This window comes from Paraburkholderia sp. Ac-20342 (assembly GCF_017104985.1).
Taxonomy (GTDB): Bacteria; Pseudomonadota; Gammaproteobacteria; order Burkholderiales; family Burkholderiaceae; genus Paraburkholderia.
Window position 1 is genome coordinate 57,833 of sequence record NZ_JAAGPQ010000035.1, and the last position, 21,775, is coordinate 79,607.

Below are 21,775 nucleotides of genomic sequence, written 5' to 3' on the forward strand. Positions count from 1 at the left end.
GGCATGGCTGCCACGCGTCGCGCATCGGAGTCAGGAGAGGCCGCCCATGTTTCGGAGAATCCGGTGACCGACAGGCGCAGCGACGACCTCAAGCATGAACCGGCGGCGCGTGCCGCTGCCGCTGCGAACACAGCGAGTACCGCAACCATCGGCGCGCATGCGACCGCTGTCACCGCACCGACCCAGCAGGCACTCGAAGCGCATCTCGCGCCGTATGCGGCGCACTCGGCCGAGTCGCGCGGGCGCCGCTATCCTGAGGCCGCGCCGAGCGCGCGCACCGAGTTTCAGCGCGACCGCGATCGCATCGTTCACTCGACCGCATTCCGCCGGCTCGAATACAAGACCCAGGTGTTCGTCAATCACGAGGGCGACCTGTTTCGCACGCGCCTCACGCATAGCCTCGAAGTCGCGCAGATCGCGCGTTCGGTTGCGCGTAATCTGCGTGTCAACGAAGACCTCGTCGAAGCGATTTCGCTGGCGCACGATCTCGGCCATACGCCGTTCGGCCATGCGGGCCAGGATGCGCTGAACGAATGCATGCGCGAGCACGGCGGCTTCGAGCACAACCTGCAGAGCCTCGCGGTCGTCGACGAACTGGAAGAGCACTACGGCGCGTTCAATGGCCTGAACCTCTGCTTCGAGACGCGCGAGGGCATTCTCAAGCATTGCTCGCGTGAAAATGCGCGGCGTCTGGGGGCGCTCGGCGAGCGCTTTCTCGAAGGACGGCAGCCGTCGCTCGAAGCGCAGATCGCCAACGTCGCCGACGAAATCGCGTACAACAACCACGACGTCGACGACGGCTTGCGCTCGGGCCTGCTCACGATCGAGCAGCTTGCCGAAGTGGAGCTATGGCAGACGCACTACGCGGCGGCGCGCGGCGATTTTCCGCACATCGAGGGGCGCCGGCTGATTCACGAGACGGTGCGGCGCATCATCAATACGCTGATCGTCGATCTGATCGAGACGACCCGCTCGAATCTCGCGCGTTACGCGCCGGCGTCGCTAGACGACGTGCGCGGCTCGCCGCCACTCGTCGCGCACAGCGAGGCGGTCGCCGCGCAAGCCGCTGTGCTGAAGCGTTTTCTGTTCAGAAACTTGTACCGTCACTACCGCGTGATGCGCATGGCCAACAAGGCGCGTCGCGTCGTCGTCGGCCTGTTCGACGCATTCACCGACGATCCGCGGCTTTTGCCACCGGCTTACCAGTCGGCCGATGCGGCGCTGCAACCGCGTCTGATCTCGCATTACATCGCGGGCATGACGGATCGCTACGCGGTGAAGGAGTATCAGCGGCTGTTCGTGATCGACGATAGCTACTAGGCAGGCTCGCCCGGCTTGTCATTGGTTCATCCCCCGCACGGCTCCGGGAGCGCCTGCCTCACTGCATTGCGCGCGCGCGTCCCCTCAACGCAGGCGCGACGCGAACAAGGCGCCGGCAAGCAGCGCGAGTCCGCCGACGATCGCAATCGTCTGCCACGGGTTTTCACGCACGTAGGTGTCGGCATCCGCCATGGCGACTCCGGCGCGTTGGCGCATCGAGTCGCGCGTGTCGTTCAGGCGCGTGCGCGCCTCGTCGAGCCGTTTGTTGAGCTTGCCGCGCAAGGCCACGGCATCGGCATGCGTGCCGTCCGCGAGCGTCGATTCGAGTTCCGACAGCAGCGTGCGCAATTCGTCCGCGATGTCTTCGGCCGCATGCCGGCTATGGCGGGCGATGCGCCGCGCGCGGCGGCTCGCGCTGGTCCATGATTCGCCGAGGGCGTCTCTGGTATTCGGAAGTGCTGTCATGGTCGCTCCGTCGATGAGTTGAAAGTGTCCCGCGCGCAGTCGCGCACAGCATGACTGTTGCCATGCGGGAAACGCCACCGGAACGCAACTTCAGTGCCAAACCGCGGAGCACCTTCGGTGCATGGCGGTCGGGAGCCCGGATCGCGGCGAAGGCGGGCTTATCGTCAGCAGATATTGCACGCGCTCGCGCGCACCCACGTCAAATTTACAAATGCGCGAGGCGCACCGCAGCGCGCGGCGCTCGCCGCATGAAAGCGCCGCCATCGGATCGATGACGGCGTTACCCATGCCCCGAAAATTCGACTACCCTAACTGAACGACCCCTAATATTCCGAAGCGTTAGAAACGGTAACCGATGTTGACGTAAGTGACGATCGGGTTCAGTTTGATCTTGGTTTGCGATTGCACGGTCAGCGTGCCGACCGGCGTAGCCGCTGCCGAGCTCAGCTTGGCGGTCGTGCTGAGCGGCAGGTACGAGATCGACATGCCGGCGAACCAGTGCTGATTGAACGCGTACGTGAAGCCCGCATTAAACACAGGTTCCCACGAACTATCCGTGGAGACGCTGGTCGGACCATGCAGAACGTTCGCTTCGAATGCGCTGTTGGTGATCTGCTCGCCCGTGAACCAGATACGGCTTACGCCGACACCGAGATACGGCCGGAACGAAGTTGTCGGCGCATTGAAGTAGTACTTGAACAGCAGCGTCGGGCTCCACTGTTTCGCCTGCCCGATCTTGCCGAACGGTTCGAGGCTGCCCGTGCCGTACAGGTCGAAAGTAGGCGGAACACCCAGAACGAATTCGGTGGCGATGTGATCGGTAATGAAGTAGCCGGCGGTGAAACCGATGGTGTCGGCCGAACTGAGCGAGGCGCCGGTGTTCGGCTGGGTGATGTTGGTTGGGCTGCCGCCGATGCTGGTCACTGTGAGCGGGTCGCTGCTCGACTGAGGCGCAAGGTGGAACCAGCCTGTCGTGACGTAAATGCTTCCGGCCGATTGCGCGTGCGCTGCCGTGCTCATGCAGGCTAGCACTGCCATCCCCGTTACGGCCTGTTTTAATTTCATATGTGCTCCTCCATAAAAGGCCTGCTCATTATGACGAGAACGTTTGAAACAAACCATACGCGGCGGTTAGAGCTTTCTCCCTAAGCGCCGCGTGGTTTCTGGCTTGGCCGCGTGGCGCCGAACCTCGCGCGCATGTGGCTCTTCGGACCTTCGGGTATATACCAACGCGACTATTGGATACTCCAGCATGGCACGGCTTGCACGTCTTTATGTCCCCGACCAGCCGCAACACGTCATCCTTCGCGGGCTCGACCAGCAGCCCGCTTTCGTCGACGACCAGGACTACGAGCTTTTCATCGACTGCCTGAAGGCGGCTTCGCGGGACCATCACCTCTCGATTCACGCATACGCATTGATGCCGGGCGCCGTGCAACTGCTCGTCACGCCGACCGAGGAGTCGAGCCTGCCCAAGGCGATGCAGGCCGTCGGCCGGCGCTACGTCGCGCATTTCAACCGCCGTTATGCGCGCCGCGGTACCTTGTGGGAAGGCCGTTACCGGGCCACGGTAATCGAAGGCGAGCGTTATTTCCTGCTCGCGAGCCGCGTCGTCGAGATGTGTCCGGTACGCGCGCAACTGGCCACGGCGCCTGAGGATTATCGCTGGTCGAGCTACCGGCATCACATCGGGCTGACCCTCGACAGCCTCATCACCGATCATCCGCTCTACTGGTCGCTCGGCAATACGCCGTTCGAGCGGCAGCGCGCGTACCGCGAACTGTGCGAGCAGCCGCTCGACGAGCGCGAAGCCAGCCAGCTCCAGCAGGCCACGCTGAAAGGCTGGGTGCTCGGCAGCGACACGTACCGCGAGTGGGCGGCGCGCGCCGCGAACCGGCGCGTTTCGCCGCTGCCGCGCGGGCGGCCGCGCAAGGTGCGCGAGACGCCGCATACGCAGTGAGGCGACGCTGGTGCAGCGTAGGGCGCTCCTCATAGCGCCGCCCTGAATCGAAAGAAAGCGTTTTGCATCAAAGGGCTGCATGAAAACGGCATTGCGCATGCCGTTTTCTTTTGCCCTGTTTTGATATGGAACCAATAAAAAATATCTGCGATGCACCAATTCGATAATTGGGGATCAATCATCACGTTTTATTTGCTATTCCATTGATTCGTCGCGTATATTCCGAATTCCGACGCTTTTTGATACGCATGGTCCGTCCGCGGGAAGAGCGTCGTCGTGGCTGCGATCCGCACTGCGGCAAAAGAAAAACGGTTTAACGGCCTGTCCGGCCCCTCACAGACGGTGTCCCCATGAACGACCACCAGCAACACCCGGTTCCCGCCGCCCAAGGTCTGTACGACCCGCAGAACGAGCATGACGCCTGCGGCGTCGGCTTCGTCGCCCACATCAAGGGCCAGAAGAGCCACGAGATCATCGAGCAGGGTCTGAAGATTCTCGAAAACCTCGACCACCGGGGCGCCGTCGGCGCCGATCCGCTGATGGGCGACGGCGCGGGCATCCTGATCCAGATTCCGGACGGCTTCTATCGCGAAGAGATGGCCAAACAGGGCGTGACGCTGCCGCCGGCCGGCGAATACGGCGTCGGCATGATCTTCCTGCCGAAGGAACACGCCTCGCGCATCGCCTGCGAACAGGAACTGGAGCGCACGGTGAAGGCCGAAGGCCAGGTCGTGCTCGGCTGGCGCGACGTGCCGGTCGACCACACCATGCCGATCTCTCCGACCGTCAAGGCGAGCGAACCGCTGATCCGCCAGATCTTCATCGGCCGCGGCAAGGACATCATGGTGACCGACGCGCTCGAGCGGAAGCTGTACATCATCCGCAAGACCGCGAGCCACCGCATCCAGGCGCTCAAGCTCAAGCACGGCAAGGAATACTTCGTGCCGTCGTGCTCGGCGCGCACGGTCGTCTACAAGGGGCTGCTGCTGGCGGGCCAGGTCGGCGTGTACTACCGCGATCTGCAGGACGAGCGCACCGTCTCGGCGCTCGCGCTCGTGCACCAGCGCTTCTCGACCAACACGTTCCCGGCATGGGAACTGGCTCACCCGTACCGCATGATCGCCCACAACGGCGAAATCAACACGGTGAAGGGCAACGTCAACTGGCTGAACGCGCGTACCGGCGCGATCGCCTCGCACGTGCTCGGCGACGATCTGCCGAAGCTGTGGCCGCTCATCTATCCGGGCCAATCGGATACGGCATCGTTCGACAACTGCCTCGAACTGCTTGTGATGGCCGGCTACCCGCTCGTCCACGCCATGATGATGATGATCCCGGAAGCCTGGGAACAGCACACGCTGATGGACGAGAACCGCAAGGCGTTCTACGAGTACCACGCCGCCATGATGGAGCCGTGGGACGGCCCCGCCGCGATCGCGTTCACCGACGGCCGCCAGATCGGCGCGACGCTCGACCGTAACGGTCTGCGTCCGGCGCGCTACATCGTCACCGACGACGACCTCGTCATCATGGCGTCGGAAGCCGGCACGCTGCCGATTCCCGAATCGAAGATCGTCAAGAAGTGGCGCCTGCAGCCGGGCAAGATGTTCCTGATCGACATGGAGCACGGCCGCATCATCGACGACAAGGAACTGAAGGACAACCTCGCGAACGCCAAGCCGTACAAGAGCTGGATCGACGCCGTGCGCATCAAGCTCGACGAGATCGAGCCGAAGGCCGAGGACGTCGTGACGGAACGCCGCGAAGCCGCCGCGCTGCTCGATCGCCAGCAGGCGTTCGGCTACACCCAGGAAGACCTCAAGTTCCTGATGGCGCCGATGGCGCAAGCGGGCGAGGAAGCGGTCGGCTCGATGGGCAACGACTCGCCGCTCGCGGTCATGTCCAACAAGAACAAGACGCTCTACCACTACTTCAAGCAGCTGTTCGCGCAGGTCACGAATCCGCCTATCGACCCGATCCGCGAAAACATGGTGATGTCGCTCGTGTCGTTCATCGGCCCGAAGCCGAACCTGCTCGACACGAACAACATCAACCCGCCGATGCGCCTCGAAGTGTCGCAGCCGGTGCTCGACTTCAAGGACATCGCGAAGATCCGCGCGATCGATCAGTACACCGGCGGCAAGTTCAGCTCGTACGAACTGAACATCTGCTATCCGGTCGCCTGGGGCAAGGAAGGCATCGAGGCGCGCCTCGCGTCGCTGTGCGCGGAAGCCGTCGATGCGGTCAAGTCCGGCTACAACATGCTGATCGTCTCGGACCGCAAGACCGACCGCGACAACGTCGCGATTCCGGCGCTGCTCGCGACCGCCGCGATCCACACGCACCTCGTGCAGCAGGGTCTGCGCACGAGCACGGGCCTCGTCGTCGAAACCGGTTCGGCGCGTGAAACGCACCACTTCGCGCTGCTCGCGGGCTATGGCGCGGAAGCCGTGCACCCGTACCTCGCGATGGAAACGCTCGGCCAGCTCGCGGCCGGCCTGAAGGGCGACCTGTCGGCGGAGAAGGCGGTCTACAACTTCACGAAGGCGGTCGGCAAGGGCCTGCAGAAGGTCATGTCGAAGATGGGCATTTCGACCTACATGTCGTACACCGGCGCGCAGATTTTCGAAGCGGTCGGCCTCGCCGAAGACCTCGTGTCGAAGTACTTCTACGGCACGTCGTCGAAGGTAGGCGGCATTGGTCTGTTCGACGTCGCCGAAGAAGCGATCCGTCTGCACCGCGACGCGTTCGGCGACAACCCGGTCCTCGCGAACATGCTCGACGCGGGCGGCGAGTACGCCTACCGCGTGCGCGGCGAAGAACACATGTGGACGCCCGATGCGATCGCCAAGCTGCAGCACTCGGCACGCAGCAACTCGTACCAGACGTACAAGGAATACGCGCATCTGATCAACGATCAGACCAAGCGCCACATGACCTTCCGCGGCCTGTTCGAGTTCAAGTTCGATCCGACCAGGGCGATTCCGCTCGACGAAGTCGAACCGGCGAAGGAAATCGTCAAGCGTTTCGCGACCGGCGCGATGTCGATGGGCTCGATCAGCACCGAAGCGCACGCCACGCTCGCCGTCGCGATGAACCGCATCGGCGGCAAGTCGAACACCGGCGAAGGCGGCGAGGATGCGAACCGTTATCGCAACGAACTGCGCGGCATTCCGATCAAGAATGGCGACACGATGAAGTCGATCATCGGCGATGAAGTGGTCACCGACATTCCGCTCAAGGAAGGTGATTCGCTGCGCTCGCGCATCAAGCAGGTCGCGTCGGGCCGCTTCGGCGTGACGGCGGAATACCTCGCGTCGGCCGACCAGATCCAGATCAAGATGGCGCAGGGCGCGAAGCCGGGCGAAGGCGGTCAGCTGCCGGGCCACAAGGTGTCCGAGTACATCGGCAAGCTGCGCTGTTCGGTGCCGGGCGTCGGCCTGATTTCGCCGCCGCCGCACCACGACATCTACTCGATCGAAGACCTGGCGCAGCTGATCCACGATCTGAAGAACGTCAACGCGTCGTCGAGCATCTCGGTGAAGCTGGTGTCGGAGTCGGGCGTCGGTACGGTTGCCGCGGGTGTCGCGAAGGCGAAGGCCGATCACGTCGTGATCGCCGGTCATGACGGCGGCACGGGTGCGTCGCCGCTGTCGTCGGTCAAGCATGCCGGCACGCCGTGGGAACTGGGTCTCGCCGAAACGCAGCAAACGTTGGTGCTGAACCAGCTGCGCGGCCGTATTCGCGTGCAGGCCGACGGTCAGATGAAGACGGGCCGCGACATCGTGATCGGCGCGCTGCTCGGCGCGGACGAATTCGGCTTCGCGACGGCGCCGCTCGTCGTCGAAGGCTGCATCATGATGCGCAAGTGCCACCTGAATACCTGCCCGGTCGGCGTCGCGACGCAAGATCCGGTGCTGCGTGCGAAGTTCCAGGGCCAGCCCGAGCACGTCGTGAACTTCTTCTTCTTCGTCGCCGAGGAAGCGCGCGAAATCATGGCGCAACTCGGCATCCGCAAGTTCGACGACCTGATCGGCCACGCGGAACTGCTCGACATGAAGAAGGGCATCGAGCACTGGAAGGCGAAGGGTCTCGACTTCTCGCGCGTGTTCTATCAGCCGCAAGTGCCGGCGGAAGTCGCGCGCAAGCACGTCGACGTGCAGGACCACGGCCTCGACCGTGCGCTCGACCATACGCTGATCGAGAAGGCGAAGGCGGCGATCGAGAAGGGCGAGCACGTCTCGTTCATCCAGCCGGTGCGCAACGTGAACCGCACGGTCGGCGCGATGCTGTCCGGCACGATCGCGAAGAAGTACGGCCACGAAGGCCTGCCCGACGACTCGATCCACATCCAGTTGAAGGGCACGGCGGGCCAGAGCTTCGGCGCGTTCCTCGCGAAGGGCGTCACGCTCGACCTCGTCGGCGACGGCAACGACTACGTGGGCAAGGGCCTGTCGGGCGGCCGCATCATCATCCGTCCGACCAACGATTTCCGCGGCAAGTCGGAAGAGAACATCATCTGCGGCAATACGGTGATGTACGGCGCGATCGACGGCGAAGCGTTCTTCCGCGGCGTCGCGGGCGAGCGTTTCTGCGTGCGTAACTCGGGCGCGACGGCGGTTGTCGAAGGCACGGGCGACCACGGTTGCGAATACATGACGGGCGGCACGGTGGTCGTGCTCGGCGAGACGGGCCGCAACTTCGCGGCCGGCATGTCGGGCGGCATCGCCTACGTGTTCGATCCGGACGGCGCGTTCGCGGGCAAGTGCAACAAGTCGATGGTCGCGCTCGACCCGGTGCTGCAACAGGCCGAACAGGAGCGCACGGTCGACCAGGGCGTGTGGCATCGCGGCACGACCGACGAAGCACTGCTGCGCGGTCTCATCGAGCGTCACTTCCAGTTCACGGGCTCGCCGCGTGCGAAGGCGCTGCTCGAAAACTGGGACGCTTCGCGCCGTCAGTTCGTGAAGGTGTTCCCGACCGAATACAAGCGCGCGCTCGGCGAACTCGCCGCGAAGAAGGCGAACAAGGAAGTGCTCGCCGCCTAAATCTCCGCACAAAGCTCCGCAAAAAATCATTTAGCCGTACCCGCCGCGTCTCGAAGGTTCGACGCGCGGCGGGTCCAGATCACCCTACATACAGATTAGAGAAGAGAACCACATGGGCAAGGCAACCGGTTTTCTCGAGTTCGAACGTCGCCACGAGACGTACGAGGCTCCGCTCACGCGTGTGAAGCACTACAAGGAATTCGTCGCGGCACTGAGCGACGACGAAGCGAAGATTCAAGGCGCACGTTGCATGGACTGCGGCATTCCGTTCTGCAACAACGGCTGCCCGGTCAACAACATCATTCCGGACTTCAACGACCTCGTGTTCCACCAGGACTGGAAGAACGCGATCGAAGTGCTGCATTCGACCAACAACTTCCCCGAGTTCACGGGCCGCATCTGCCCGGCGCCGTGCGAAGCGGCGTGCACGCTCGGCATCAACAACGACCCGGTCGGCATCAAGTCGATCGAGCACGCGATCATCGACAAGGCCTGGGCCGAAGGCTGGGTCGCGCCGCAACTGCCGAAGCACAAGACCGGCAAGAAGGTCGCCGTGGTCGGTTCGGGCCCCGCGGGTCTCGCGGCCGCGCAGCAACTCGCGCGCGCCGGTCATGACGTGACCGTGTTCGAGAAGAACGACCGCATCGGTGGCCTGCTGCGTTACGGCATCCCCGACTTCAAGCTCGAGAAGTGGCAGATCGACCGCCGCATGCGCCAGATGGAAGCCGAAGGCGTGACGTTCCGCACCAACGTGCTCATCGGCCGCGCCGATTCGCTGCCGGCTTACATCGGCAACACCGCGAAGGAAACCATCACGCCGGCCGAGCTGAACGAGCAGTTCGACGCGGTGGTGATCGCCGGCGGTTCGGAAACGCCGCGCGATCTGCCGGTGCCGGGCCGCGAGCTCGAAGGCATCCACTATGCGATGGAATTCCTGCCGCAGCAGAACAAGGTCAATGCCGGCGACAAGGTGCCGAACCAGCTGCTCGCGAAGGGCAAGCACGTCGTCGTGATCGGCGGTGGCGATACGGGTTCGGACTGTGTCGGCACGTCGAACCGTCATGGCGCGAAGAGCGTCACGCAGTTCGAACTGCTGCCGCAGCCGCCCGAAGAAGAGAACAAGCCGCTCGTGTGGCCGTACTGGCCGATCAAGCTGCGCACGTCGTCGTCGCACGACGAGGGCTGCGAGCGCGACTGGTCGGTCGCGACCAAGCGCCTCGAAGGCAAGAACGGCAAGATCGAGAAGCTGATCGCCGCGCGCGTCGAATGGAAGGACGGCAAGATGGTCGAAGTGCCGAACTCCGAATTCGAAATGAAGGCCGACCTCGTGCTGCTCGCGATGGGCTTCACGCAGCCGGTTTCGCCGGTGCTCGAAGCATTCGGTGTCGACAAGGATGCGCGCGGCAACGTGCGTGCCTCGACCGAAGGCGACAAGGCGTACTACACGTCGGTGGACAAGGTGTTCACCGCGGGCGACATGCGCCGCGGCCAGTCGCTCGTGGTGTGGGCGATCCGCGAAGGCCGTCAGTGCGCACGTTCGGTCGATGCGTTCCTGATGGGGCATTCGGAACTGCCGCGCTAAGGCGTCTCTGGTCAGTGTCTCCGGCACGGCTTGCGCGCTCGATGTCCGATGCGCGCGAGCCGGCCACGATTTGCAGGAAGACGTGGAGACGACAATGTGCCGGTTCACAGGCACAGGTAGCGGTAAAGCGAAGCAGTGAATAAAAGAAAACCGGGCTCGCCTGAAAGGGCGAGTCCGGTTTTTTTATGGCGCGCTGCGTTTGCTGGCCCGGCTTCTCGCGCCGCTACTTGCGATAGCGCGCCAAGGTCAGCCCATCGAGATCGATTTCCGGCTTGCGCTGCGTGATCAGGTCCGCGACCACGCGCCCCGAGCCCATCGACATCGCCCAGCCCGTCGAGCCGTGCCCGAGGTTCAGCCACAGATTCTCCACGCGGCACGGACCGAGCAGCGGCGCGCCGTCGGGTGTCATCGGCCGGCGGCCTACCCAGAAATGCGCCGAGGTCGGCTTGGCCGCATGCGGAAACCAGTCGCGCAGCACCTTGAGCAGCGTCTGCAAAGCCTGTTCGCGCAGTGTCGTCTGATGATTGCCGAGTTCCGCCGTGCCCGCCACGCGCAGGTTGTTGCCGAAGCGCGTGATCGCCGTTTTCAGCGATTCGTCCATGAGCGCCGCGTGCGGCGCCTTTTCTTCGTCGATGACGGGCAACGTCGCCGAATACCCCTTCACCGGATAAAGCGGCACCTTCACGCCGAGCGGCGCCAGCAGCGCCGGGCTATCGACGCCGAGCGCGACGACCACGTGGTCGGCCCGCAGCGTCTCGATGCCGCGCTCGCTCTGAATTTGCACGCCGCGTACCGCACGGCCTTGCACGTCGAGCGAGTCCACGCGCGTATCGAAGCGGAAGCGCACGCCGTTGCGCTCGCAGATCGCGCGCAGTTCGCGGGTGAAGCGCGCGCAATCGCCGGCCTCGTCGTCGGGCAGATAAAGGCCCGCGTGCGGCGCCTGCTGCGCCCAGCGCAAGCCGGGCTCGATCTCGACGCACTGCGCCGCGCTGACTTCCCGATGCGCGATGCCCGCGTCGCGCAGCACCGCGAGCGCCGGCTGGGCCAGCTCGACGTCGAAGTCGCTGCGAAACAGTTGCAGATAGCCCTGGCTGCGGCCGTAGTCGAACGGATGACGGCCGCGGAATTCGTGCAGACACGTGCGGCTGTAATACGCGATGCGCTGCATGCGCTGCTTGTTCACGCGAAAGCGTTCGAGGTCGCATTCGCGCAGCCAGCGCGCGATCCAGCGCCATTGGGCCGGATCGAACGTCGGCCGGAAGATCAGGGGCGAAGCGGGCTTGAACAGATATTTGAGAATCTTCGCCGGCATGCCGGGCGCGGCCCACGGCGTCACGTAGCCCGGTGCGATCACGCCGGCGTTGCCGAAGCTCGTGGAGAGCGCGACGTCGGGTTCGCGCTCGATCACCGTGACTTCGCAGCCTTGCTGGCACAGGTAAAAAGCCGTGGCGACACCGATCACGCCGCCGCCGAGAACAATCGTTTTCATGAGTATGTGCGGCGAATTCAGGCGGCGGAGCGGCTCGCGCCGAGCACCTTGCCTTTCGTTTCCGGCAGGCACAGCGCGGCGACGATCACGAGCAGATAGCCGGAGCCCGCGACGATGCCCATCGCCTTCACGAGCGTCATGCCCTGCGCGAGCGTGCCGACGAGGATCGGAAAGAACGAGCCGACGCCGCGCCCGAGGTTGTAGCAGAAGCCTTGTCCCGAGCCGCGTATCTCGTTCGGATACAGCTCGGACAGATACGCGCCCACACCCGCGAAAATGCCCTGCACGACGATGCCGAGCGGGAAGCCGAGCGCGAGCATCATCGTGTCGGTGACCGGCAGCATCGTGTAGACCATGCCGAGCACGAACGAGCCGATCGCGAACAGCACGAACGACGCGCGCCGGCCGATCCGGTCGCACAGAATCGCGCCGACGATATAGCCGGCGAACGAGCCGACGATCAGCACGATCAGATAGCCGCTCGTGTTGAACACCGACAGATGGCGCACGGTCTTCAGGTACGTGGGCAGCCACGTCGTGATCGCGTAGTAGCCGCCGAGCATGCCGGTGCACAGTGCGCTGCCGAGCAGCGTCGTCTTCAGATGCGCGGCCGAGAAGATCTGCATGAAGTGCGAGGTGTTGAAGCCGCTTTCGCGCGCGCGGCGCGTCTCCAGAAAGATGTCCGGGTCGCTCACGTTGCGGCGGATGTAGATGATCCACGTGGCGGGCAGCAGGCCGATCCAGAAGCAGGCGCGCCACGCGTACTCTTCAGGCAGCAGCGCGAACGCGGCCCAGTAGACGATCGCCGCGGCTGCCCAGCCGAACGACCAGCTGCTCTGCACGGTGCCGACCGCCTTCGCGCGATGCTGCGGAGAACGGATCGTCTCGGCCATCATGATCGTCACGACCGACCACTCGCCGCCGAAGCCGATGCCTTGCAGCGTGCGCGTGGCGAGCAGCTGCCAGAACGACTGCGTGAAGCCCGACAGGAAGGTGAAGATCGCGAAGGTGGCGATCGTCCATTGCAGCACGCGGATGCGGCCGTGGCGATCGGCTAGAATGCCGGCGAGCCAGCCGCCGAGCGCCGACGAGATCAGCGAACTGGTGGCGATCATCCCCGCTTCGCTTTTGCTCAGACCCCATGTTGCGATCAGCGTCGGGATCAGAAACGAGTAGATCATGAAGTCGAACGCGTCGATCGCGTAACCGCCGAAGCCGGCATAAAGCGTGCGGCGCTCGCGCGGAGACAACTCGGTGAACCATTGGAGAGAAGCCATGTTTTGTTGTGGTCTCCAGGTTTCTTTTGCCTGCGGGGGCTGAACGATAGGTTTTCTGTATTTTACGGGGATGCGGCGTCGTGCGGTCGGATGTGGCAAAAATGGCATCGAGCGGTAACGATCGCGTAATCACCGATAAGACACGCAAGCTGGCGGAAATCGGTTTCAGAACGGCGCGTCGCCTCTGCCCGGTCCCGCACACGCTGCCGTACGCGCTTCGCGAAAGGCTGTGTTGATCTCGCCCTTTTCCTTACCGCCTACTACGGTGTAACGCAAAAGTTATTGACGAACGTTAAACTGCGTCTGCAGCCCGGCTGCACGCCCCCTTCCTTACCGTCACCCCTGATGCCCGTTTTCGCGAAAAACCGTTCGCCGTTCCGCCTTGTTGCCAGCACGACCGTGCAGGCAGGCCATGACGCGTCGGGCGAAACGTCGGTAGCGCGGCGGCGTTTCCTCAGGGGTTCGGCCGGCGCGCTGCTGGCCGCCGGGTTCGGCAGCACGCTGCTGTCGGCGTGCGGCGGCAGCCTCGACCCCAATCAGGTGGAGACGCCGCGCCTCGCATCGGTCACCAATTTCCGCGATCTCGCGGGCGTGGGCAGCGGCTATCCGACCGTCGACGGCAAGCAGATGCGCCGCGGCGCGTTCTATCGCTCGAATGCGTTGACCTTGAGCAGCGCCGACGAAGCGACGATCGACAAGGTCGGCATCGCAGCGATCTACGACCTGCGTACGCCCGCCGAAATCGCGCGCAATCCCGACAGCCTGCCGGCCGGCGCGTTCGCGCGCCGGCTCAATGTGCTCGGCACGAACGACTTCATTGCGCCCACCTTCGATACGTCCGCGGACGCCGTCGCGTTCATGGAGGCGCAGGCGCGTGCCTACGTGACGGGCGACGCGCAGCGGGCCGCGTACGGCACGTTGCTCGCCGCGCTCGCCGACGGCGCGGGCGCGCAGCTGTTTCATTCGAATGCGGGGAAGGATCGCGCGGGCTGGGTCGCGGCGCTGCTGCTCAGCATCGCCAACGTGCCGCTCGACGTCATCATGCAGGACTATCTGCTCAGCAACACCTATCTCGCGCAATCGATCGCCGCGCAAACGGCCACGCTGCGCGTGCAGGACGGCGCCGCCGTCGCCACGGTCGAAGCGCCGTTGCTCGACGTCGAGGAAGGCTATCTGCAAGCGGGTTTCGAGCAGGTGCAGGCGAGCTACGGCACGATGACCGGCTATCTGACGCAAGGGCTCGGTCTTTCCGCGGCGACGATCGACGCGTTGCGTAATCGGCTTGTGCATTGAGGTAACCGGCTCGCACTGAGCGACGTGTGCACTAAGCGGCTCGTGGACTGAGCCGCACGGCGATCGGCCGTGAAGCCGCGCGGCAGGAGCAGCGCGGGCAAGGGCGGCACCAAAAAGAACCGGACAAAAAGGCCGGGCAAAAAAAATCCGCCCCAAGGGCATGGGCGGATGGAGAAGGGCGGCATTGAGGTTGCCAAGGCCGACTATAAAGCCGTAGCCAGTGCCGAAGGCGATCCGGTAAGGGCGTGTAAGCGCATGGCGCCGTGTGCGTGAGCATGTGCATGAGCGGGCGGCGTCCGTTCGAGCGCGCCTCGCCCATGTGCCGGCGCCGCGCCGCTCGGGTTGGCTGCGCCGCCGCTTGCCGCGTCATCCTTACGTTACTGTCGCATTCACCGGCAATTCGATCTGCACTTCGAGTCCACCCTGCGCATGATTGCGCACCTGGCAGCGTCCGCCGCGATCGTGCGCGAGCCGCGCGACGATCGCGAGGCCGAGGCCGCAATGACCTTCGCCGCCGCGCGCGGCGTCGAGCCGCACGAACGGTTTCATCGCGGCGGCGATGCGGTCGTCGGGAATGCCGGGGCCATGATCGCGCACGCGGATCGTCCAGCGCCCGTCGTTGCGCGCGGTCGCGATCTCGACCGGCGGCATGCCGTGTTCGAGCGCATTGTCGACGAGATTCGTGACGAGCCGGTCGAGCAGCGTGCGCGGTAGCGTGAACGATGCTCCGGCGCGCAGATCGAGCGCGAAGAGCGGCGCTTCGGCGGTGTCGGCGGCTTCGGCCATTTCCGCGCCGCCGGCGTTTTCACCGGCGGAAAACTGCTCGCGCAGGAACTCGTCCACTTCGACAGGCGGCCCGGCGTCGGCCGACTGGCCCGCGAATTCGAGGAACTGCTGGACGATGTTGGTCAGCGAATCGACGTCGCGAATCAGGCCGGCGCGCTCGCTTTCCTCGACCAGCACGCTCGCGCGCAGCTTCAGGCGCGTGAGCGGCGCCTTCAGATCGTGCGCGACGCCGGCCAGCATGACGGCCTGGTCGTCGCCGGCTTCGTTCAGGCGCCGCATCATGTCGTTGAACGAGCCGATCAGATCGCGCAGCTCGCGAGGGCCCTGCACGGGCACGGGCTCGGGCCGCACGCCCGAGCCGAACTCGCGGGCCGCGTCGGCGACGCGCGAGAGCGGCCGTTGCATCTGCCAGACCGCGAATAGCGAGAGGATCAGCGCGGCAAGCAGCATCGAGACCGCCTCGACCAGAAAGCGCGGCGGCGGCGGCACGTCGACCGGCACGACGACCCAGTTCGATTTGCCCGGAAACAGCACCCAGAGTTGCGGTGGACGCAGATCGTCGACGGCGATCTGCGTGCCGCCCGGCAGGTTCTCGCGCAACTGCTGGCCCAGTTCGATCAGCAGACGTTCCTTCGGCTCATGCAGATGCACGCTCGTCGGCATGTTCCAGGTGGGCACGAGATGCACGCGCATTGCGGGCGCGAGCGCGGCGCCCTTGATCGGCTCGCCGTTGATCGCCTGCAGCACGAGCAGAATGCCGCGCGCGAAGCCGTCGATTTCATGGCGCGGCGGCTGCATCGTCACGAGCACGAACCAGCTTGCCTGAATCGCGAACAACACCGCGGCAGACAGCAACGCCATTCTGCCGAACAGCGTGTTCAGCGGATTTTTCATGCGCTCGGGGCGGCCTCGTCCTCGAAGGGCGCGCTGCTGGCGTCGGGCACGAACACATAGCCCTTGCCGCGTACCGTTTGCACGTAGCACGGATTGGACGGGTCGTCCTCGATCACGCGGCGCAGACGCCAGATCGGCACGTCGAGGCTGCGGTCGCGGAAGGCCAGGTTGTCGCGATGCACGAGGTCGTGAATCAGCACGCGCGACAGCACCTTGTACGGGTTGTTGACGAAAATCTTCAGGAGCGCGAATTCACTGTCGCGCAACGGCAGTTTCGCGTCGTCGCGGGTCAGCGAGCGCGTGGTGAAGTCGAGTTCGAACGGCCCGAAGCGATAGCGCTTGCGCGCTTCGGGCGCGCTCGTGGTAGACGGCCCGCGCCGGCGCAGCACGGTCTGGATGCGCACGAGCAGTTCGCGCGGATCGAACGGCTTGGTCAGGTAGTCGTCCGCGCCGAGCGAGAGGCCGACGATGCGGTCGGCCACCGTGCCGCGCGCGGTCACGAAGATCACCGGAATGTCGTCGCCGGCGGCGCGCAGCGCGGTGAGCGCGCGCAGGCCGTCGGTGTTCGGCATCATGATGTCGAGCACGACGACCGACGGCCGCTCGCGTTCGAGACGGCGCTGCAGATGCGTGCCGTCGTGCAGCACGGACGCATCGAAGCCGTTCGACTGCAGAAACTTGCAAAGCAGATCGCGTACGACCGGATCGTCGTCGACGATGAGGACCTGTGGATTCATGGCGAAATTCTAGATGGGCGCGTGCGGCAGGCGGCCGGGCGTTTCCTTACCAATGCTTACGGTGTGACGCGGGGCTTGCCGGCGCGCGACGCAAGGTGCAACGCTTACCAGCGCTTACTTTAGCACTGCTTCGACGGGCTGCCGGGGTTGTGGCCGGCCGATGCGGCGCACTGCGCCGGCGCACGGAAGCGCGGCGTTTCGAGCCCCGGTTTCAGTGCTCCCGGAGTGGTGGCGCGAGCCCGCGCCCGGTCGCGCCGATCTCGCCGTCGGGCACGAACACGTAACCGCGCCCCCACACCGTTTGCACATAGCGCGGCGCCGACGGGTCTGTCTCGATGAGCCGGCGCAAACGCCAGATCGACACGTCGAGGCTGCGATTCCGATGCGTCTCGTCGTTGCCGCGCAGTTTTTCGAGCAATTGCGCGCGCGTGAGCACGGTCATCGCATGCGTGACGAACACCTTCAGCATTGCGAATTCGCTCGAACGCAGCATGATGCGTTCGCCGTCGCGGCGCAGCTCGCGCTCGGGGAAATTCACTTCGAAGTGGCCGAAGCGATAGGGCGCGCGCTGCTCGGGCGCGCCCGGCGCAACCGTGCCGCGACGCCGCAGCACGGTGCGAATTCGCGCGACCAGTTCGCTCGGTTCGAACGGCTTGCCGAGATAGTCGTCCGCGCCGAGTTCGAGGCCGATCACGCGGTCGATCGGCTCGGCGCGGGCGGTCAGCAGGATCACGGGAAGGTCGTCGCCGGCGACGCGCAACGCCCGCAGCGCGCTGATGCCATCGAGCTCCGGCATCATGATGTCGAGCACGACGAGCGCGGGGCGTTCCTCGAGCAGGCTGCGCTGCAGCGCCATGCCGTGTTCGAGCGCGACGACCTTGAAGCCGCGCCCTTGCAGATATTCGCTGACGAGTTCGCGCACGACGGGATCGTCGTCGACGATCAGGATGGTCTGGTTCATTCAGGGCATCTTAGTGACCCGCGCGGGCCGGGCAAAGCGTGTCCGGCTTTCGAATCCTTTCCGATGTAAGACGCGGCAAGCCGCCGGTGCTCGATGGGGCGGCGCGGGTGGCCGGTGCCGTGCCGGCTGTCGTACGCACGATTTTGCGCGCACGTTGTTGCGCGCTGCGTGGCGAGGGACGCGGCTCAGCCGAGCGTGAGCCCGCCATCGATATGGATCACCTGACCGGTGATGTGACGCGCTTCGCCGGAAAGCAGGAAGGCGATCAGCGCGGCGATGTCGGTCGGTTCGGCGACGTGGCCGAGCGGTGTCGCCTCGGCGGCGCGCGCCCATGCCGCCACGTTGTCGGCGCTCGGGCCGCGGTCCTTGCGCGTATAGCCGGGCGCTACGCAATTGACGGTCACGCCGCGCGGCGCAAGCTCGGCGGCCGCGGTTTTCGCGAGTGATTCGAGGGCCGCCTTCGCCGCGGCCGTCGCGGCAAACGGCGCGTCCGCGCGATAGCGATGCGCGACGAACGAGCTCACCGCGACCACGCGGCCGCGCCGCGACGTTTCGAGCGCGGGCAGCGCGCGTTTGAGGAGCGCGGCGAACGCGGCCGGCATCGCGGCAAACGCCGCGCCGAACGTGTCGGGGTCGAGTGCGGAAAGAGTCTGGCGTTGCGCGTGTCCGGCGTTGGCGACCAGTTGATCGAGCGCGCCGAAGTTCGCGAGCGTTCGATGGACTACGTGCTCCGCCGCGCCGCGCTCGGCGAGATCGCCGAACACGGTCGCGCAGCGCGCGCCGCTCGCGGCGCATCGATCGGCGACTTGCGCGAGGCGTTGGCGGGAAGCGTCGTCGGCGCCGCGCGCGTGCAGCATCAGCGCGGTGTCTGGCGCGGCGAGACGTTGCGCGAGCGCCGCGCCGATGCCGGAGCCGGCACCGGTAATCAGCACGACGCGCGCGCTGCCGTTGGTGTCGTTGTCGATGCCAGCGTTGGCGTTGCTTGCCTGCTCGCTCATCGCGTCGTTCGGTTCGCCGGGTTGCTCGTTGGATTGCTCGCCGGGCGGATCAGGCCGCTACTGCTTCGCGGCTGCGTTCGACGTCGAGCGTTTCGTCGTGGAACGCCGAGAGCGACTCGCGATGCGCGACGCTGACGATCGCCGCCTTTGGCAGCCGCTCCGTGAACAGGCGGTACAGGCGCGCCTCGTTTTCCGCGTCGAGCGCGCTGGTCGCTTCGTCGAGGAACAGGTAGTCGGGCTTGTGCAGCAGCACGCGCGCGGCGGCGAAGCGCTGCTGCTCGCCCGGCGACAGCACGCGGGTCCAGTGCGCCGATTCCTGCAGACGGTCCGCGTATTCGGACAGATGGCAGGTGACGAGCGCTTCGCGGCATTCGTCGTCGCTATAGGTGTCGGCCGCCGACGGATACGCGAGCGCCGCCTTCAGCGTACCGATCGGCATGTAGCTGACCTGCGGGATGAACATCATGCGCGCGTTGACGGGCGCGTCGATCGAGCCGTCGCCGAACGGCCAGAGGCCCGCGAGCGCGCGCATCAGCGTGCTTTTGCCGGCGCCCGACGGACCGCGCACGAGCCAGCGCGAGCCCGGCCGGATCGCGACATCGCGGATGCGCGAGAGCGGGTTGCCGTTCGGCAGCGCGAGTTCGAGGCTGGCGGTGGAGAGCTGGTTGGCGTCGACGAAATGCAGGTTGATGCCGCCGTGTTCGGTGGCCGGCGAGACCGATTCCTTCAGGCGCGGCGCATGCATGATGCGCTTGAATTCGCGCAACCGGTTCACGGTGGCGCGCCATTCGACGAGGCTCGTATAACTGTTGATGAACCACGAGAACGAATCGCTGACGGTGCCGAACGCGCTCGAAATCTGCATCAGCACGCCGAACGTGAAGGCGCCCGCGAAGTAGCGCGGCGCGGCGACCACGATCGGGAAGATGATCGCGATCTGGCCGTAGAAGCTCAGCACGAAGGTCAGGCGCTTGGTGTACTTCATCACCTGCCACCAGTTGTCGCGGATGCGGCCGAACAGCGTGCGTGCGTTGTGCTTCTCGGTTTCCATGCCGTTGTAGAACGCGATCTGCTCGGCGTTCTCGCGCAGACGGATCAGGCCGAAACGGAAATCCGCCTCGACTTTCTGTGCCTGATAGTTGATCGACACGAGCGGATGACCGACCTTCTGCGTGACGAGCGAGCCGACCACCGCATACAGCGCAGCAGCCCACACCATATAACCGGGGATATGCAGCGGCATGCCGCCGAGCGAAAGGGTCAGCGCGCCCGCGAGCGACCACAGGATCGTGATGAACGACACGAGCGTGACGACCGTGGAGAGCAGATCGAGCGTGAGCGAAAGCGTGGTGGTGGCGAACGATTGCAGGTCGTCGCTGATCCGCTGGTCGGGGTTGTCGGCGAGGCGGTCGCGCTCGATGCGGTAGAACGCGCTGTCGTCGAGCCACTCGTTCAGGTAGCGCGTGGTCAGCCACTGGCGCCAGCGGAAGCCGAGCATCTGGCGCAGATAGCGGCCATACACGGCGAGGATGATGAAACCGAACGCGAGCCCGCTGAAGATCATCAGCAGGTGCGGGAAGTCGTGGACGTTCTTCTGCTGCAGCGCGTTGTAGAAATCGGCGCTCCAGCGGTTCAGGCGCACGTTGATCCAGACGACGAGCAGGTTCATCACGACGATCGCGATGAGCAGCCCCCACGCCACGAAGCGTTCCTCGGAAACCCAGTAAGGCTTGATCAGGCTCCAGGCGGAGACTTTTTCGTCGGGCGGCAGCGCGGGGCTGGCGGAAGTATTGGATGTCATGAGCGTCCTGGTGATGTGCTGGCCATGGGTCGAGCCGGTCGATCCTCGGTGTCGGGCTGGTCGGGTTGCGCCATGTCGGGCGATCCCGCGACGAGCCGGTCCGTGTGCTGGGTTGCCCTGCGGCGGGTCTGCGATGCCTGCCCGGGCGTCGTGCTTTCGTGCTCGGGGCGCGCGCCGCCGGACGGGCGCCCGATTCTGGCGTGACGCCCTTAAGCGGGCATTAATTTGCGCCGCCGGCGCGCCCCCGTGTAAGCGCCGCGCATACGGCCTGAAGCGCCGCGCGCGCCGCGTTCGCGGCACCGATCACGGCATTGTGCCAGAGCGTCGGCTCGCGGCGCATCGGCATCGCCATAGAGGGTGCCGGAGCGAAATCGCGGCCGCCTCGGCGCCCCGCTGGTTTGCGGGCGTCCGGCCTTTTATGGTCTAATGACCCGTGACGAAACAGGGGTGCTTCGCCCACGGGCGGCATGATTTCCATGCTGCGGCGGCGAGGCTGAGAGAGACCCTTTGCACCCGATCCGGGTAATACCGGCGCGGGAAGTTTCCGGAAGCAACCGTCTTCCATTCCCCGCCGGGCGGCGCTGGCGCATGACGCGCGCGCATCTTGCCCGGCCGGCTTCACCCGCCGGTTTCGTCCTCGGTACGTGCGTTTTTGGGCCGTACGGAAAGGACTTGATGACCGCCTATTCTTCATACATGTACGTTGCTTCCCGTCACGCCGCCGCAGGCGCGCCGTGCCGCCTTGGCATTGCCCGCCTAGGAGATGCACTGCGCCGCGTGGCCGTGGAGCGTGCGCGATGAACCGTCCCGCCCGACCCGATTTCGCTGTGCTCGGCGGCGGCCTGTGCGGCCGGCTGGTCGCGTGGCGGCTTGCCGGCGAGGGGCATCGCGTGGCGCTGTACGAGCGCGGCGATGCCGCCGGGACGCAGGCGGCCGCGTGGGTCGCCGCCGCGATGCTGGCGCCGCTCGCCGAGGCCGCCAGCGCCGAACTGCTGATTACGCGGCTCGGCGCGAGTTCGCTCGAAAGCTGGCCGCGCGTGCTGGCCGAATTGCCGGAGCCGGTGTTTTTCCAGCGCAACGGCACGCTCGTCGTCTGGCATCACGCCGATCGCACCGAAGCGCCGCTGTTCGAGCGCCGCGTGCGCGCGAATGCGCCGGCCGAAC

Annotated in this window: 15 protein-coding genes and 1 riboswitch; of the genes, 6 read left to right on the top strand and 9 right to left on the bottom strand. The window is 65.4% G+C overall.

All coding sequences use genetic code 11. From position 1 onward, the window contains the following. The first annotated feature begins 63 nt into the window (after positions 1-63). Positions 64-1,320, top strand: coding sequence for a deoxyguanosinetriphosphate triphosphohydrolase (locus G3N58_RS16645; protein ID WP_167284470.1), 1,257 nt, complete (start codon positions 64-66; stop codon positions 1,318-1,320). Between the two features lie 84 nt (positions 1,321-1,404). On the opposite strand, the gene G3N58_RS16650 is transcribed toward G3N58_RS16645, so the two are convergent. Then, positions 1,405-1,785, bottom strand: coding sequence for a DUF883 family protein (locus tag G3N58_RS16650; protein WP_167045501.1), 381 nt, complete (start codon positions 1,783-1,785; stop codon positions 1,405-1,407). Between the two features lie 339 nt (positions 1,786-2,124). Continuing rightward, positions 2,125-2,850, bottom strand: a complete 726-nt coding sequence (locus tag G3N58_RS16655) for an OmpW family outer membrane protein (RefSeq protein WP_167045504.1) — start codon at positions 2,848-2,850, stop codon at positions 2,125-2,127. 187 nt (positions 2,851-3,037) lie between these two features. On the opposite strand from G3N58_RS16655, the gene G3N58_RS16660 reads away from it, so the two are divergent. The 3 genes from G3N58_RS16660 to G3N58_RS16670 all read left to right on the top strand — a co-directional run bounded on the left by G3N58_RS16660 (position 3,038) and on the right by G3N58_RS16670 (position 10,375). Beyond that, on the top strand, positions 3,038-3,745 hold the full coding sequence (locus tag G3N58_RS16660) for a transposase (protein ID WP_167045507.1): 708 nt from the start codon (positions 3,038-3,040) through the stop codon (positions 3,743-3,745). Between the two features lie 350 nt (positions 3,746-4,095). After that, positions 4,096-8,793: a glutamate synthase-related protein gene (locus G3N58_RS16665; protein WP_205999655.1), complete on the top strand. Its 4,698-nt coding sequence runs from the start codon at positions 4,096-4,098 to the stop codon at positions 8,791-8,793. 112 nt (positions 8,794-8,905) lie between these two features. Beyond that, complete coding sequence (locus G3N58_RS16670) at positions 8,906-10,375, top strand: glutamate synthase subunit beta (RefSeq protein ID WP_205999656.1); 1,470 nt, start codon at positions 8,906-8,908, stop codon at positions 10,373-10,375. Between the two features lie 223 nt (positions 10,376-10,598). On the opposite strand, the gene G3N58_RS16675 is transcribed toward G3N58_RS16670, so the two are convergent. Continuing rightward, positions 10,599-11,864, bottom strand: coding sequence for a D-amino acid dehydrogenase (locus G3N58_RS16675; RefSeq protein ID WP_205999657.1), 1,266 nt, complete (start codon positions 11,862-11,864; stop codon positions 10,599-10,601). 17 nt (positions 11,865-11,881) lie between these two features. Beyond that, positions 11,882-13,141: an MFS transporter gene (locus G3N58_RS16680; RefSeq protein ID WP_205999658.1), complete on the bottom strand. Its 1,260-nt coding sequence runs from the start codon at positions 13,139-13,141 to the stop codon at positions 11,882-11,884. Positions 13,142-13,486: 345 nt separating this feature from the next. On the opposite strand from G3N58_RS16680, the gene G3N58_RS16685 reads away from it, so the two are divergent. After that, positions 13,487-14,434, top strand: coding sequence for a tyrosine-protein phosphatase (locus G3N58_RS16685; RefSeq protein ID WP_167284466.1), 948 nt, complete (start codon positions 13,487-13,489; stop codon positions 14,432-14,434). A gap of 372 nt (positions 14,435-14,806) precedes the next feature. On the opposite strand, the gene G3N58_RS16690 is transcribed toward G3N58_RS16685, so the two are convergent. The 5 genes from G3N58_RS16690 to G3N58_RS16710 form a co-directional block, all read right to left on the bottom strand. Next, positions 14,807-16,114: an ATP-binding protein gene (locus G3N58_RS16690; protein ID WP_205999659.1), complete on the bottom strand. Its 1,308-nt coding sequence runs from the start codon at positions 16,112-16,114 to the stop codon at positions 14,807-14,809. Continuing rightward, positions 16,111-16,851, bottom strand: a complete 741-nt coding sequence (locus G3N58_RS16695; protein ID WP_167045530.1) for a response regulator — start codon at positions 16,849-16,851, stop codon at positions 16,111-16,113. The genes G3N58_RS16690 and G3N58_RS16695 overlap by 4 nt, the downstream gene beginning before the upstream one ends. 211 nt (positions 16,852-17,062) lie before the next feature. After that, entirely contained in the window at positions 17,063-17,812 is a 750-nt protein-coding gene (locus tag G3N58_RS16700; protein ID WP_205999660.1) for a response regulator, read from the bottom strand. A gap of 185 nt (positions 17,813-17,997) precedes the next feature. Then, on the bottom strand, positions 17,998-18,810 hold the full coding sequence (locus G3N58_RS16705; protein ID WP_205999661.1) for an SDR family oxidoreductase: 813 nt from the start codon (positions 18,808-18,810) through the stop codon (positions 17,998-18,000). Between the two features lie 49 nt (positions 18,811-18,859). After that, on the bottom strand, positions 18,860-20,611 hold the full coding sequence (locus G3N58_RS16710) for an ABC transporter ATP-binding protein/permease (RefSeq protein WP_167045539.1): 1,752 nt from the start codon (positions 20,609-20,611) through the stop codon (positions 18,860-18,862). Between the two features lie 433 nt (positions 20,612-21,044). Further along, a riboswitch (TPP riboswitch) is annotated at positions 21,045-21,168 on the top strand. A gap of 240 nt (positions 21,169-21,408) precedes the next feature. Here G3N58_RS16710 and G3N58_RS16715 point away from each other — a divergent pair. Next, a partial coding sequence (locus tag G3N58_RS16715; RefSeq protein WP_205999662.1) for an FAD-dependent oxidoreductase occupies positions 21,409-21,775 on the top strand: 367 nt, incomplete at its 3' end.

Coding starts and splice junctions, on each gene's coding strand:
- G3N58_RS16650 (WP_167045501.1), bottom strand. CDS start 1,785: ATGACAGCACTTCCGAATACCAGAGACGCCCTCGGCGAATCATGGACC.
- G3N58_RS16655 (WP_167045504.1), bottom strand. CDS start 2,850: ATGAAATTAAAACAGGCCGTAACGGGGATGGCAGTGCTAGCCTGCATG.
- G3N58_RS16660 (WP_167045507.1), top strand. CDS start 3,038: ATGGCACGGCTTGCACGTCTTTATGTCCCCGACCAGCCGCAACACGTC.
- G3N58_RS16665 (WP_205999655.1), top strand. CDS start 4,096: ATGAACGACCACCAGCAACACCCGGTTCCCGCCGCCCAAGGTCTGTAC.
- G3N58_RS16670 (WP_205999656.1), top strand. CDS start 8,906: ATGGGCAAGGCAACCGGTTTTCTCGAGTTCGAACGTCGCCACGAGACG.
- G3N58_RS16675 (WP_205999657.1), bottom strand. CDS start 11,864: ATGAAAACGATTGTTCTCGGCGGCGGCGTGATCGGTGTCGCCACGGCT.
- G3N58_RS16680 (WP_205999658.1), bottom strand. CDS start 13,141: ATGGCTTCTCTCCAATGGTTCACCGAGTTGTCTCCGCGCGAGCGCCGC.
- G3N58_RS16685 (WP_167284466.1), top strand. CDS start 13,487: ATGCCCGTTTTCGCGAAAAACCGTTCGCCGTTCCGCCTTGTTGCCAGC.
- G3N58_RS16690 (WP_205999659.1), bottom strand. CDS start 16,114: ATGAAAAATCCGCTGAACACGCTGTTCGGCAGAATGGCGTTGCTGTCT.
- G3N58_RS16695 (WP_167045530.1), bottom strand. CDS start 16,851: ATGAATCCACAGGTCCTCATCGTCGACGACGATCCGGTCGTACGCGAT.
- G3N58_RS16700 (WP_205999660.1), bottom strand. CDS start 17,812: ATGAACCAGACCATCCTGATCGTCGACGACGATCCCGTCGTGCGCGAA.
- G3N58_RS16705 (WP_205999661.1), bottom strand. CDS start 18,810: ATGAGCGAGCAGGCAAGCAACGCCAACGCTGGCATCGACAACGACACC.
- G3N58_RS16710 (WP_167045539.1), bottom strand. CDS start 20,611: ATGACATCCAATACTTCCGCCAGCCCCGCGCTGCCGCCCGACGAAAAA.